Origin of the sequence: Myxococcus stipitatus DSM 14675 (genome assembly GCF_000331735.1) — a bacterium.
In the GTDB taxonomy this organism is placed as follows: Bacteria; Myxococcota; Myxococcia; order Myxococcales; family Myxococcaceae; genus Myxococcus; species Myxococcus stipitatus.
Window position 1 is genome coordinate 7,468,272 of sequence record NC_020126.1, and the last position, 14,561, is coordinate 7,482,832.

General features: G+C 69.2%; 7 protein-coding genes. 1 reads left to right on the forward strand and 6 read right to left on the reverse strand.

The window, feature by feature from the left end; translation table 11 throughout:
• Positions 1 to 42: 42 nt before the first annotated feature.
• The 6 genes from MYSTI_RS28750 to MYSTI_RS28775 all read right to left on the reverse strand — a co-directional run bounded on the left by MYSTI_RS28750 (position 43) and on the right by MYSTI_RS28775 (position 10,229).
• Positions 43 to 1,332, reverse strand: coding sequence for a hypothetical protein (locus tag MYSTI_RS28750; RefSeq protein WP_015351326.1), 1,290 nt, complete (start codon positions 1,330 to 1,332; stop codon positions 43 to 45).
• A gap of 146 nt (positions 1,333 to 1,478) precedes the next feature.
• Positions 1,479 to 1,778: a hypothetical protein gene (locus MYSTI_RS28755; protein WP_015351327.1), complete on the reverse strand. Its 300-nt coding sequence runs from the start codon at positions 1,776 to 1,778 to the stop codon at positions 1,479 to 1,481.
• A 100-nt stretch (positions 1,779 to 1,878) separates the two neighbouring features.
• Positions 1,879 to 4,872 carry a protein kinase domain-containing protein gene (locus MYSTI_RS28760; protein WP_015351328.1) on the reverse strand — a complete coding sequence of 998 codons (2,994 nt, stop codon included), beginning with the start codon at positions 4,870 to 4,872 and terminating at the stop codon, positions 1,879 to 1,881.
• 109 nt (positions 4,873 to 4,981) lie between these two features.
• Complete coding sequence (locus MYSTI_RS28765; RefSeq protein WP_233277989.1) at positions 4,982 to 6,946, reverse strand: CotH kinase family protein; 1,965 nt, start codon at positions 6,944 to 6,946, stop codon at positions 4,982 to 4,984.
• A 242-nt stretch (positions 6,947 to 7,188) separates the two neighbouring features.
• Positions 7,189 to 8,304 (reverse strand): OpgC domain-containing protein, encoded by a 1,116-nt coding sequence (gene opgC, locus MYSTI_RS28770; protein WP_015351330.1) that lies wholly within the window; start codon positions 8,302 to 8,304, stop codon positions 7,189 to 7,191.
• On the reverse strand, positions 8,301 to 10,229 hold the full coding sequence (locus tag MYSTI_RS28775; protein ID WP_044281524.1) for a CotH kinase family protein: 1,929 nt from the start codon (positions 10,227 to 10,229) through the stop codon (positions 8,301 to 8,303). Before MYSTI_RS28775 ends, opgC begins: the two co-directional genes overlap by 4 nt.
• A gap of 858 nt (positions 10,230 to 11,087) precedes the next feature.
• Between MYSTI_RS28775 and MYSTI_RS44240 the strand changes: the two genes are divergently transcribed.
• Complete coding sequence (locus tag MYSTI_RS44240; protein ID WP_015351332.1) at positions 11,088 to 14,480, forward strand: peptidoglycan-binding protein; 3,393 nt, start codon at positions 11,088 to 11,090, stop codon at positions 14,478 to 14,480.
• Positions 14,481 to 14,561: the final 81 nt, after the last annotated feature.

The window sequence follows — 14,561 nt, forward strand, 5'->3', positions numbered from 1 at the left end:
GCGGGGCCAGCACCCGACAGCGCAGTGAACAGTGCCCACGGCTCAGCCCGGCGGAGCGGGCGGCTTCGCGGTGCCAGCGGCGGGCGCCGCATCCGACGCGGGCACCTGAGTCCCCTGCCCGCCCGGGGGTGGAGACACTCCCACTCCCTGCCAGGCCATCCGCTTCAGCGCGTCGACCATGTCCTCGAGCTGCCGCTGGGTCAGCGCGGCCTTCGGCTCCGGGGGCGCGGGAGGCTGGGGCGCATCACTCGCCGAGGCATTGCGCCGCGATTGAATCTGCTGCCCGAAGATGTAGCCGCCCACGGTGCCGAGGAGCGTGCCCAACACCGCCGGGTCTATCTTCTGGCCTGTCCCCAGGATGATGATGGTCAGCAGCAGGAAGGCCAGGCCAATCATCTCCACCAAGGTCCGCTGCTGGAAGATGATGGTCTGGATTTCGGGCGAGAACCACCGCGTGGCCAGATAGATGGCGAAGAGCACGAACACCATGCCGTAGATGGCCAGGGTCAGGTTGCTGTCCACCTCCGTCTTCTTCGCCTCCCGGACCAGCAGCTCCTTGTCGATGGCCGTGATGGCCTCACCCGCCGCATCCATCTCCCGCTGGCGGTCGGTGCTCGCGGACTGGACCCGGTTGATGAGCGCCTGCCAGATGCCCTCGGCCATCGCCTTGTCTTGCTTCAAGAGGTCGTCGAAGAGCTTCGGCGCCACCTCGGCCGCCAGCGTCTCCGCGGACAGCAGGGCCGCCTTGACGGGGTCGTCACTCGCCCGTCCCCCCGTCGGGGGACCCGAGTAGCTCTGCCGGATGGCGCTCTGGAGGAAGGTCAGCGGCCGGACACGCCCCCAGCTTGGCGGGTCCTCGGAGCGGTCGACCTCCAGGTAGATCTCCTGGAGCAGAGCCGGTGTCTCAGGGCGCAGGTTCCGACGAGGAAGGAAGTCCTCGGCGCGAATCAGCCCCCAGGTGAAGAGGTCACCAATCCGTTGCTCGATGAGCCGGTAATCACTGCTCGAAGGCGTGCCGCCCTTCTTCACGACCTCCAGCACCTTGGCGAAGTCCTGGTTGAACGCCGCAATCGCGGACGGCAATTGCGCCGCGTCGAGCTGCTGCGTCTTGATCTGATTGAGCGAGCCCTGGGCCTTGGGAAGCTCTCGCTTCAGCAGGTCGAGCTCACCTTCCGCTTTCTTCTTTCGGTCGAGCTCGCTCGTCATCCGCATTCGCAGGAGCGAGTCGGACACTTTCGTGGAGTCCTGGCCGGCGGGAGCCGGAGTCTCGGCGAAGGCCAGCCCCGGCAGACACGCCATCCCTATCAACATGAGCCCCAGAATCGTCTTCATGCTCCCCCCAAGGATGCATTGCACGCCATCTCCGAGATGACGTGCTCCTGGAAGGATATGCGCGACAACCCCTCTCATCCAAACACAGGGAGGGGCATCCCTGACTCACCCTGCGCCCCGGGACACGGAGCGCCGGGAGACAGGGCTCACGGACAGATGTTGTAACAGGAGCCCGCCCCGCGCTCGCGACACTCCGCGGTGGAGCCACACCGCGAACAATCACGGGAGCAGTAGCCCAACACGCCCACGGGCTCCTCGGAGAACAGCGCGGGAGTCACTTCCGCGGGCTGGCCGGCGCGGACCTTCGACATGAGCAGCGTCTGCCGGTCCGCGTCACAGGCGCTTGGCGCGGACGGGGCCGGCTCATCTCGAGGCATGGAGATGACAATCATTCCCACCATGACGGCCAGCGCCAGCATGAATCCCAAGACAGGTCTCAGCAGCATGCACGACTCCTGGAAGGGGGACAGCGCTCATGATGCCGCCGCGGCCTGACTCGCCCGCATGCGTCATCCCCCGTGCTGTGGGGTGATGAACACGCGGCCGTCACTGCGCGGACTTCGCGCCGCGTCGCGCCGTCTGGCGTTGCTGGATGCCTCGGCGCAGCTTGGCGATGAGGACCTCCGGACTGGCGGAGCGGACCATGACGTCGTCCGCCCCCGCGTCGAGCGCCGCGGTGAAGGCGGCGGGGTCCTCCTTGTCGACGATGAGGTAGATGGGGAGGTCCTCGGTCGAAGGCGACTTGCGCATCGCCTGGAGCAGCGCGCGGAGGTCCCCATCCGGCAGCGGGTCGGCGAGGATGGCCGCCTGCGCTCCCGCCGCCAGCGCCTTCTCCACGTCGGCGCGGGTCTTCGCGCGCACCGTGCTCAAGCCCTCCGCCATGAGGCGGATCTGCAGCGTCATCGCGTTGGCCCCATCCGTCTCCGCCACCACCACCCGAGGCGCCGCCTTGTCGGCCTGGGTGCTCGACTCCAGCTCCGTGGTGAGCGCCTCCATCGCGGCCACCGGCAGACGCGGGTCCTGGCGCAGCACCTGGAGCGCCTGGGCCGCCTTGGCCGTGGGCGGCTGGGCGCTCTGGACCTCCTGGACGAAGCGCGCCGCGCACAGCAGCGCGCCCGCGGCACGGCCCCCCGGAGGCGTGCGGTCGTCCCCTTCAGGGAGCACCGCCATGAGGACCTCGCTCACCTCGGGCATCCCGCTCCCCACGAGCCCCAACGCGCGAGCGCGGGTGGGCAGGACGAAGCGCCGGGGCTCCTCCAGCCGCGCGGCCAGGGCCAACGCGCTGGCGGCGGCGGAGAGCAGGCCTTCCTCCACGCGCCCCGCCCCCATCCTCGACACCAGCCGCCGGGCCAGCTTGGTGAGGAACGGCGCAAGGGTCGCGCTGCCGGCGAGCATGGACAACATCCCATCCAGCAGGCGCGCCTGGAGCTCCGCGAGCTTCGCCAGTGGGCCGCCCTCGCCCAGGAGCGCCGCGCTGTAGGAAGGCAGCAGGCGCACCTCGACCTGGGGATGCGCGCTCCTCAGCTTCTGCGCCAGCCCCGCCGGGTCCGCCACCGCGTCCTCCAGCACCAGCACCAGCTCGTAGCCTCCCAGCGACAACGCACGCGGCGCATCGGCCGCGGGGCTGGTCGCCGCCGCGAGCCCCTGCACCAGGAGGAGCCGCACCGCGGCCTCTCGCGGCTCGGAAGGCTCCGCCACCACCAGCACCATGCGCGCGCGAACATCGCCGCGCACGGGGCCGACGCGGGCCACGGGCTCGGTCGCGGGGGGCTTGGACTCCGCGAAGGTGCTCTCGTCGAGCACCCGGCGTCCGGTGAACTGCTCGGAGAACTGCGACATCATCCGGGTGTCGCGGGCCTTGTCCTCCGGGGAGGGCTCCAGGGGAATGGGGTCATGCGCCCGCACGTAGGGCGCAGGGGCCTCTTCCACGGGGGGATAGAAGCGCTGGAGGGTCTTCCGGATGCCCTGCTCGGAGGCGAAGAGCCCCTGCACCGCGACGGCGCGCGTGGAGAACTTCAGCGCGTCGGTGACCTGCACGTCGCGCGGGTCCAGCACCGCGCAGACGAGCTCGCGGCCTCGCACGGCGAGCGGCACCGCGCACAGCCGCTCACACAGCTCGCGGGGAATCTGCTTGAGCAGCTCCTCCGGGACGGGAACGGACTGGAGCTTGTCCTCGGTGATGTGGGGCAGCCCGCTCTGCTCGGACAGCGCGCGCACCAGGTTGTCGGGCTCCAGCCACCGCTCCTGGATCAACACCTGACCGAGTCTCCCACCGCGCTGCTTCTGGAGCGACAGGGCCTGGTTGAGCATGTGCGGCGTGAGCATGCCGCGCGTCAGGAGGATGGTGCCCAACTGCTGCCGCGCCCGGGAGGGACGCGGGCCGAGTCCCGCGGCGATGACGGGGGCCACGGCCGTGGGGGGAGGCTCGATGCCCAGGACGGGCTTGGGGGTGACGGGGCGAACCACGGCGGCTTCCGCGGGGGGCGGCGTCACCGGGCGCAGCATGGGAGGCGGTGGAGCGGAGACGGAGTGGCGCCGCACCTCCCGGGCGGGCGTCGAGCGGGTGCGCGCGAGGTCCTCGTCCTCCAGGCGGATCTCCTCACCGGGCGCCCCCGCGAGGTCGACCAGGGGCGAGCGCCAGTCGGGATTCGCGCGGCTGAAGAGGCTGGCGATATCGACGGAGCCCACGCGCAGGCGGTGGTCGAACAGGAAGTTCTGGATGGACTCGGAGAACTCGCGGGCCGCGGGGCAGCGGGCATCGGGGTTGGCCGCCAGCGCGCGCGTCAGCAGCTCCCACAAGGGCGCGGGCACGCCGGGGAGCGGCTCCAGGGTGCGCTCGTTGAAGCTGCCCAGCGCGTGGATGATTTGAGGCGTGGAGCCCTCGAAGAGCCGCTTGCCCGCGAGCATCTCGTAGAGCAGCAACCCCAGGAGGAAGATGTCGCTGCGCTGGTCCACGGGGCGGCCATGGACCTGCTCGGGGGACAGGTAGTTGATCTTCCCCTTGATGACGCCGGCCTGCGTCTCCTGCCGACCCTCGTCGGCCACCTTGGCGATGCCGAAGTCGGCCAGCTTCACGCCTCCGTTGGAGGAGACCATGACGTTGGAGGGATTGACGTCGCGGTGGACGATGTTGAGCGGCGCGCCCGAGGGGTCCGTGCGGCCATGGGCATACGCGAGCCCTTCGGCCACCTGATGGGCGATGAAGCAGATCTCCCGGAGGCCCAGCGGCACCTGCCGGGCGCGGGCGGTCTTGAGGAGCGCGCTCAGGTTCTCCCCGTCCACGAACTCCATCACCATGTAGTACTGGCCCGCGCTGGTGCCCAGGTCCAGCACCTGCAAGACATTGCCGTGCTGAAGCGTGACGGAGAGCTTGGCCTCGCGCAGGAACAGCTCCACGAAGGAGGCATCCTGGACGAAGGACGGCAAGATGCGCTTCACCGCGACAGGCTTTTCAAAGCCTTCCGCGCCAACCACCTTGCCTAGAAAGACCTCGGCCATTCCGCCCGCGGCCAGCTTCTTCACTATCCGGTAGGTCCCCACGAGTTCTCCGGAGCCGCCATGGAATTGCAGTGGTGCCGGAGAGAGGAAAGGTCACAATCGAGGGGTCTGATCCGCCCTGTGATGGGAAAGCATTGAGAGTGTTTGTTCTTCAACGCTTCCCGGGTGGAGGAGTGTTTGCTGGTGGATGGATGGCCGGACGACCGGTGCCGTCGCCTCGCGGCAGGTCCAGCCCCTCTCGTTGCAGGAACCGGCGCAGCGCCACGGGCCGTCGGTGCGCGACGTCTCGCAGGCGGTCTATCACCCATTGCCAGTACGCCTCCGACTGCGGATAGCCCCACCTCGAGATGTGCTCAGGAATCTCCGGGGCCAGCCGCGCCGCCCCGGCATCCAGCACCGCGAGCACCCGCTCGGTCGTGAACGTATTGTCCAGGTGCCAGTGGAACCGCGTGATGAACCGCTCCCGGAAGATGGGAGACTTCATGAGGCTGCGGAAGAGCACGACAAAGGGCTCCCCCAGCCGCGTGTCGTGCAGGAGCCGTCCCAGGGAGTTGGCCTCCGGCCCCAGCATGAACGCGTAGTCCAGGTCGTACAGCAGCCACCTCCAGCGGCCATCCCCCGCGCCCGTGCCCGGGGTGTTCTCGCCGCCGCGATAGCGCCAGTACTTGAGGTTGTTCTGGGGCCAGTCGTCGTTGCCGAAGTAGACCTGCGCGATGTGGTAGTCGATGAAGTTCTCCACATCGATGCGCGCCTCGACGTACGCGAAGTGCTCGGGGACCGCGAGGTCGTGCGTCCGGACATAGGCCAGCAGCTCCGCGTAGGGGGTGACGTCCCCGGCCTCGCCCGTGTCGAGGTTCCCAGGCCCCTCCAGGATGACGATCTTCTTCCGGTTCAGCCCGTAGTGGCTCGCCAGGGTGTACTCGTCGAGCCGCTCCCGAATCTCATGCAGGCCCCAGTACTCACCGTTGAGGAACACCACCGTGGGGCGACAGGGCTGGGTTTCCAGCTGCGTCTGGTGCAAGAGCTCCGGGAGGACACAGTCCTTGATTCGGGAGCCCATCTGGTCCTGGCCCGAGGCCCGGACGAGCAGTCGCTTGAGGCCTCGGAACGGGTGGTTGGGGAAGAAGTTCGCCGGGAACCACTCCGGGCCGTACTCCGCTTTCGCATACAACCGCAGGCTCTTCTGCGGCAACGACGCGCTGCCGGAGCCGTGGATGCGCACCCCCGCGTTCTGTGCGAACACCGGCGCCCCCGTCGCCTCGAACCACTCGACGTGGACGGGCCGCTCCCACGCCTCCCCATCCTGCCTGTAATTGCCGGGCCCCCAGTAGTCGGGCCAGTGAGGCGTCTCGTCGTAGATGCGCCCCGGGACATAGATGCCCTGGTCGTACCCGAAGAAGTTCTCCGCGTTCGTCACCAGGGAGAGGACGGGCAGCGAATAGACGGGCTCTTGGACGAGATAGGTGCGCGCTTCACCGGCGCCCACGGGGGTTGCTCCCGAGAAGCGCTGGAGCCGGACCACCGTCCCGAGCACGGGGGTCGCCGCGGGCGGCATCCACCTCCACGACTCGGGGGCCTCCGCGGGATTCGTCGGAACGAGACTCAGCGGCGCGGGCTGCCCTCGTCGGCTCAGCAACACCAGGGGCACGGTGTAGACGGGCGACGACGGCCCCGGCGCCGTGCCGTCCAACGTGTAGTGTGTCGTGGTGCCCGGCTCCACGGGCAACGTCAGCAGCGCCTCGGCGGAATACAGTCGCGCGGGCGTGCTGAAGCGCAGGTGCTGGAAGTCGAGCCGGGTGCGCAGCTCCGTCCCCGTCGACAGATGCGCGACGGCTTCCAGGAACACACTCCCCTCCCCCGGCGCCCAGGGAATGCTCCACCGCCCCTCCGCCTCCAGCTGCGCCTCCCCGAGCAACACGGAGCCCTCATAGAGCTCGACCCGGTCCACCCCCGCATCCACCGGGAAGCCTCCCCGGAGGATGTGTTGCGCGTTGTCCATCGCATCGATGGTGAGCGCGGCCCGCGTCGACTCCGCCGCGGAGCCCCTTGGCGCCCAGAGGCAGGCGACGAGCACCAGCCCGAGCGCCCCCAACCTCGACTCCCGCTTTCGAGTCACACGAGGTGGCGTTGTACCGCGACAAGTCCTGATGATTCGGGAGTTCTCCATCATGTCTCCAGAACCGCCATGGGATTGCCAGCACACGGGAGCAACGCAAGCTCAGCCTCTCGAGCCCGGACTCGAGAGGTGGATTGAGAGACATGACGCGTGTTCTTTGTTCAATGGGCACGCCCCATGAAGTCCGCTGCTGGAACCCGCCGCGCGTCGACAGGGATTCACTGGGAGCAGCGAGCCTTGAATCAGGAGACGGAGCCGCGGCGCTGGTGACGCAGGGCCACGAGCAGCATGCTGGCGAACGTCACCACCAGGACGGCCACCTCCTCCAGGCTGTCCAGCGGAGCCTCGTTCTCGTTGATGAGCGCGAGGCTCGAGAGACACAGCACCAGGTGGACGCTGAAGACCGGCAGCGACGCACTGCCCAGCAGCACGAGCACCCTCGGCCTCAGCCATCCGTAGACCCGCGGCGCGCCCCTGTCCGCGAGCAGGGCCAGCGCCAGGAAGTTCACCAGGCGCAGCGGCCCCAGCGTCCACTTGTCGAGCAGCGCGGGATGGTCCACCAGGAAGGGAACGGACGGCCACGCATACCGCGCCAGCAGGAACAGCAGCACCAGCCCCCAGACACCTCCCAGCAGCACGCGAGAGCCCGTCCACCCCGAGACATGCCCCCGTGCCCGAAGGCTCCCCCGCCACACGCCCACCACCCACAGGAATTGCCAGGCGAACAAATCGAATGCCCCCGAGTGCCCCATCTTCACAGGGACCCACGCGACCTTCCCCAGCCCGGCGTACAGCATCTGCTTGAGTCCCAGCTGGGCCCAGAGCCAGACCAGGCCACTGAGACACACCACCTTCGCCCAGCCCGCCTCCCTCGCCGCGAGCAACAGCACCGGGGTCAGGACCAGCAGCACCACGTACAACGGCAGGATGTCGAGCAGCGGTGGACAGTAGAGCAACGCGAGGCTGCTCCACAGCGCGGTGACGGGCTCCTGGTGATAGAAGTCGAGCAGGTTGAGCACCGCGGGACGGTGCGAGGCCCAGCCCACCGTGCCGATGACCGTGAAGGCGAAGAGCAGCAGCCCCACGTGGTGCGTGTAGACCTCGAGCGCTCGGCCCCGCAGGCTCCGCCAGAGCCGCCCCGGCGTGTCCCACGCCTTCGCGTGAGCCCCGCCCACCAGGAACGCCGACAGGAACACGAAGCCCTCGGCGGCCGAGACGAAGCCGAAGGGCTGGCTGCTGTAGGCATTCAGCCGGGTGGGCAGATGCGTCAGCGTCATCAACACGAGGAGCAGCCCTCGCAGGGCATCCAGCTCCGGCCTGCGCGGCGCCGAAGGGACGGCGGCGTCCCCGCTCCTCACGGTGAGCCCAGCTCCTCTTGAAGCAACCGGCGCATCACCTCCGGCCGGCGCGCCAGGGTGTCACGCAGGCGCTGGACTTCGTCTCGCCAGGACGCCTCGGACTCCGGATACCGCCACCGCGCGATGTGCTGCGGCATCTCCGGCGCCAGCAACTCCACCGTGGCATCCAGCCGCGCGAGCACCCGCTCCGGAGCGAACGTGTTGTCCAGGTGCCAGTGGAACCGCGCGACGAATCGCTCGCGGAACCCGGGCGACGTCATCAGGCCGCGGAACAGCACGACAAAGGGCTCCGCCATCCGCTCGTCGCGCAGCAGCCGGCCCAGGGAGTTGGCCTCGGCCCCTCTCGCGAACGCGGCGTCCAGGTCATACATCAACCAGCGCCACCGGCCGTCGCCCGCGCCGGGAGTCGCCGAGCCTCCGCGATGGCGCCAGAACTTGATGTTGTTCTCGGGCCAGTCCTCGTTGCCGAAGTAGAGCTGCGCGACGTGGTAGTCGATGAAGTCCTCCACGTCGATGCGCGCCTCGACGTGCGCGAAGTGCTCCGGCACGGAGAGGTCGTGCTCCCGGACATAGGCCAGCAGCTCCGCGTAGGGGATGGCGTCCTCGGCCTCTCCCGTGTCGAGGAGACCGTCCCCTTCCAGGATGACGACCTTCTTGCGGTTCAGCCCGTGATGGCTCGCGAGGGAGTACTCGTCATACCGCTCCCGAACCTCATGCAGGCCCCAGTACTCCCCATTGAGGAACACCACCGTGGGGCGACAGGCCTGGAGGGCCAGGCGTGTCTCGCGCAGGAGTCCCTGGAGGACGCAGTCCTTGAGCTTGCTGTTCTGTTGGTCCTGCCCCGAGGTGCGGACCAGCAGCCGCTTGAAGTCCCGGAGCGGGTGGCCGGGGAAGAAGTCCGCCTGGAAGGACTCCGGGCCATAGTCCTCCTTCGCATACAATCGCAGACTCTTCTGCGGCAGCGCGGCGCTCCCCGAGCCATGGATGCGCACTCCCGCGTTCTGCGCGAACACAGGCGCACCTGTCTCCTCGAACCACTCGACGTGGACGGGGCGCTCCCACTCCTTCCCATCCTGCATGTAATTGCCGGTGCCCCACCCCGCCGTCCCCTCCGGGGACGGGTCATGCATGCGGCCCGGGACGTAGATGCCCTGGTCATGCCCGAAGAAGTGCTCCGCATCCGTCACCAGCGAGAGGACGGGCAGCGACGTGGCGCCCTGGCCGATGAGATAGGTGCGCGCCTCCGCGGGCCCCACGGGCGTCTCTCCCGAGAAGCGCTGGAGCCGCACCACCGTCGCGAGCACGGGCGGCGTGGCGGGCGGCTTCCATCTCCAGGTCTCGGGAGATGTGTCTGGATTCGTCGGGATGAGGCTCAGCGGCGCGGGCTGTCCTCGCTTGTTCAGCAACACCAGGGGCGTGGTGTAGACAGGCGACGAGGGCCCCGGCGCCGTGCCATCCAACGTGTAGCGCGTGGTGATGTCGGGCTCGGTGGGGAGCGCCAACAGCGCCTCGGCGGCATACAGGCCCTCGGGCTCGGTGAAGCTCAGGCGCTGGAAGTCGAGCCGCGTGCGAATCTCCGTCCCCGCCATCGCGTACGCGACGACCTCCAGGAACTCGCTCCCCACGCCCGGCTGCCATGGGATGCTCCAGCGGCCCTCCTCCAGCAAGGCCTCGCCGAGCAACACGGAGCCCTCGTAGAGCTCCACCCGGAACACGCCGGCTTCCACCGAGAAGCCTCCGCGCAGGACGTGCTGCTCGTTGTCCATCGCGTCGATGGTGAGGACCGCTGGCGAGGACTCCTCCCCCACTTCATCCGAGGACACCTCGGGGGCACGGCGACAGGCGACGAGCGCCCACACGAGCAACGCGAGCACCCCCGCGCGGCGCCCCGACACGCCAAGAGGGAACAGAGAAGACACGAGCATCGAGCCACGCCCGAGCAATCCTCGTGCCTCAAACTATCTCCGTGAATTCATGGGAGTGAGCCCAGGACGCCGTGGCAGTGTGCAACGCCCGGGGTGGCGGATTGCCACGGCGGGCGAAGCCTCAGGGCTCGGTGTCGACGACCCTCATCTCGAGCGGGAAGCCGCCGCCACAGTCCATGAGGGAGGCCTTCTCCTTCCCCTGGGCCCGCTTGCCCTTCGTGCCTCGGTAGGGCCCCGTGACACGTCCAGGTCCCCCGCACTTGGTCTGGACGTACCAGGTGCCGTTGCCGCGGTCGCACCAGCCGACAGCGACGTGTTCATCCTTGTGGCTCTGGTAGGCCTTTCACCCTGTCGGGCCCACGCCCGCGCTCGGGGTCGGCTCCTCCGCCAGGCCCTCACCGGCGATCAGCATTCCCCCGAGCGTCGCGACGACGCCCGCCAGCCTGCATTGATGTTCCTCTCTTCTCGAAGTGCGGCGGTCCGTCCTCAGACATGAGGACCCGCGAGGAGTGGAACAAGGCGCGCGCGGACCGAGCAGGGGACCTTGGCGACGGAGGAACAGGCGGCTCACGCCCTCGTCCGTCAGACGCCCCATGAAGCAAGTGGGTGGCTGAAGCTCGAGGCCCTGGCGCGAAGTCGACCCACCCCGCTCACGAGATGCGCGACATCACCGCGCATTCTCATGCAACGAGAGCACGCTTCATCGAAGCGTGGAGCCGCAATCAGGAGCGCTCACACATCGTATCGTCGTCACGTTCCAAGGATTTCTCCGGAGAGGGACACGGGCGCAACTCCTCGTGGCTCCAGCGGATAATCCGGACGCAATACTCGTGATGTATCAGAGGGGGATGACAGACCATGCGTGTCGATGGCTCGCCACGTGCCACCCAGACCAGCTCGTCCGAAGGCGCGACTGAAACAGCCCGGACCGAGACGGAAACCAACCACCATCAGGTCGAGGAACAGGACGCTTCGGGTTCCGAAGGGTTCGACTCGACGTCCTCCTTCGAGGATGACGGAGGCTCGGTCCGCCGAGAGAAGCTCCAGCCTCCGCCCCCACCTCCTCCTCCACCTCCCGAGGAAGAGGAGCCGCTTCCCCTCCCGCGCAAGGACCTGAAGCGCGGCGACTCCGGGCCCGAGGTGCAGCAACTCCAGGACGCGCTCGTGGAGCTGGGCTACCTCACCGAGGCGCAGGCCGCCACGGGCCCGGGAGAGTTCGGTCCCAAGACGCAGGCCGCGCTGGAGCAGTTCCAGGCCGACCAGGGCGTCACGCCGAACGGGCAGTACGCGGGCGCCACGCGCGAGGCGATGAGCCAGGCGCTGTCCCAGCAGAAGGCGGGCGGCGGCACCCAGCGCCCCGCGATGACCGCGGAGGCCGCGTTCATCACCCAGTTCACCTCCGAGTACAACCCGACGGGCCCGCGCGGCAGCACCAACTGCGGCCCGGCGAGCCTCGCCATGTCGCTGGCGTACACCGGCCACATGCCGGGCGGGCTCACCAAGGAGCAGCAGGTCGACTACGCACGCGCGCTGATGAGCCCGCGTCGCGAGTCCGAGTTCACCTACGTGAAGTCCTCCGACGGCACCCGTGTCCCGCAGCTCGACCGGGACCGGGAGCTGACGGGCGGCACCATGGTGGGCGACGGCATCCAAGGCGCGGGGCTCGGCGCGCGCTATGGCCAGGGCTGGGACGCACTGGACAAGCAGCTCGCCTCTGGCAACCCCGTCATCGCCAATGGCAAGACGAACGCGGCCTGGCGTGAGCAGTTCCCCGAGCGCATGGGCTCGGGCGACATCGGCCACCTCAACGCCATCCTGGGGAAGACGCAGGACGGCAAGTACCTGGTCGCGGACCCGCTGCACACCGGCGGCCCGGTGGCGATGACCCGCGCGCAGCTCAGCGTCTTCTTCTCGCCCACCGGAGGACAGCCCTCGTTCACCGCGCTGGAGGGCGCATCGAAGGGCAAGGGCGGCGCGGCCAACGCCGGGGCTCGCGCGGGTGCGGGCGCCACCGAGGCCCTGAACCGCCTGCTCGAGCAGCCCCGCGCCGACCGCCCCGTTCCCGAGCCCGACCTGCTCACGCCGCGCTCCGGCGTGGGCGCCGTCAGCATCAGCGTCGCGGGCGCCTCGGACGTGAAGACGCGCGCGCTCCAGGACGCGAAGACGCTGGAGGGGACGCTCCAGAACAGCCTGGAGAAGGGCGCGCTCCAGTTCGAGCAGTTCATCGCCAGCAACCCGGACCCGGCCTACCAGGAGGCCTTCGTCCGCGCCGCGGAGCCCTCGCTCGCGAAGATGGGGCAGCTCTTCGCCGGAGTGTCGCCGGAGACGAACCGCAAGCTGCACCCGCCCGCGGGCCAGCGCGGAGTCGACCCGAAGGACTCCGTGGCGATGCAGAAGGTGGTCGACGCGGAGATTCGCATCGAGCACCAGACGTACTACGCGCTCGCGCGCGCCACGGAGCTGATGAAGGACCCGGCCGCGGGGATGGTGGGCAAGGCCTTCACCCGCGACGCGCCCCCCACCCTCGTCAACATGTCGATGACGAGCGCGGTGCGCACCGCCGTCAACTTCGGCATCGGCACGAAGCTGGCGTTCGACATCGAGCGCTCCCTCAACCGCACGGAGGTCATTCCTCCCAACCACACCGGTCCCACGATGGGGACCGCGCGCGCGCAGCTCCACGAGACGCTGTGGAGCAGCATCGACGCGCTCCGAGGCCGGTTCGCCGAGGCGGCGGGGAAGTCGGAGCAGCACCAGAAGAAGCTCACCGCCCTGCTCGGGGGCCCCGCGGCCATCCTCACGCCGGACCAGCAGAAGGAGTTCATCGGCGCGTTCATGCGCGAGGGCTCCGTCCAGAAGGACCTCGCGGACCACGAGCAGTTGGGCAAGCTGCTCGCCAGCGCCGCGCCGGATGGCGTGCCCACCGGCTCGGATGACGCGCGCGTCGGAGCGCTGGTGCGCGAGCTGCCCCGGCTGGCGGACACGAAGGCCGGCGCCGCGTTCCTGGCCGAGCAGCTCACCGCCAAGGCGGAGAACAAGCCGCTCCTCCTGGACGTCGTGGGCAAGCTGAAGGACGGCAAGGACCTGCACGAGAAGCTGGCCGTCGCGCTGGTGAAGAGCGCGGGCAGCGGCGCCATCCTCGCCGCCGGCAACAAGGCCCCGGGCGCGGCCCAGAAGATCTTCGACGGGCTCACGCGCTTCTCGGACCTGTTCGGGATGAAGCAGGACGACATGAAGTCCTATGTCCGGCTCCTGCGCGACATCAAGCCCGGCTCCTCGGAGGCGGACGTCCGCAAGACGACCGAGTCCCTGCGCTCGCTGCTCGAGGACCAGGAGACGGGCCTGCCCTTCAGCGCGGACACGCCTCGCGGACAGGCCCTGCGCGGCCTGGGCCTGCTCATCACCGGCACCGCGTTCGCGGGAGACGCCACGGGCTGGAAGCAGGCGGACCTGGCCGCGAAGCTCAAGATTGTCGGCGATGGGCTCAGCGTCGGCGCGGATGGCGCCACGCTCGTCACGGGCGTGCTCGGCAAGACGGCGACGTGGGCCACTTCCGTCACGGCGCTCGGCAAGCTGTCTGGCGTGGGCGCCATGCTGGGCGCGGTGGGTGACGCGATCCAGAGCCTCCAGTTCCTGCGCGAGGGCGACGGGTGGAAGGCCACGGCCTCCGGCGCGCAGGCCATTGGTGGCGCGATGATGGCGGGCGCGGCGCTGTTCGGCGCGGCGCCGGGCTTCCAGATTCTCGGCGCGGCCCTCTTCCTGGGAGGACTGGCCGCCAAGTACCTGGACCCGGAGCAGGAGCGCATCCGCGAGCAGCAGGTGAAGCTGCTCACCGCGAGCGGCATGGATGAGACGCTCGCGAAGAACCTCATCGCGCTGGGGCCGGACCTGCTCGACACGCGGCTGCGCCAGGGCGCGGGCATGTCCCCCGAGCAGGTGCAGAAGTTCGTCGCCGACAACCCGGCGCTGGCGAAGGAGCCGCTGCACCTGGACAGCCTGGCCCAGGCCGCGAGCGCCATGAAGATGAAGGGCGCGGACTTCCAGCAGTTCTTCGAGCGGCTCGCGAAGGAGCGCGGCGTCGACGTGGCCACGCTGGGACATGAGCTGCACGCGCGCTTCTTCGGGCGTCCGCCCTCCAGCGGCTTCGGCGGAGGTGAAGTGTACCTGTCCGCCGGGCACGAGTTCCGCGCCTGGGTGGAGGCGAACCACCCGGACGTCGCCGCCTGGGCGAAGCAGCACGAGACGCGCTGAGCCGCGTCCCACGGGGAGCGCCCGGCTCGGTCCACCGCACGAGCCTGGCAATCCCTGTCGAAGACAACACACGCAAAGTTT

Bases quoted from the DNA above. Each gene is read 5' to 3' on its own strand.
- MYSTI_RS28750 (WP_015351326.1), bottom strand. From the start codon at position 1,332: ATGAAGACGATTCTGGGGCTCATGTTGATAGGGATGGCGTGTCTGCCG.
- MYSTI_RS28755 (WP_015351327.1), bottom strand. From the start codon at position 1,778: ATGCTGCTGAGACCTGTCTTGGGATTCATGCTGGCGCTGGCCGTCATG.
- MYSTI_RS28775 (WP_044281524.1), bottom strand. From the start codon at position 10,229: ATGCTCGTGTCTTCTCTGTTCCCTCTTGGCGTGTCGGGGCGCCGCGCG.
- MYSTI_RS44240 (WP_015351332.1), top strand. From the start codon at position 11,088: ATGCGTGTCGATGGCTCGCCACGTGCCACCCAGACCAGCTCGTCCGAA.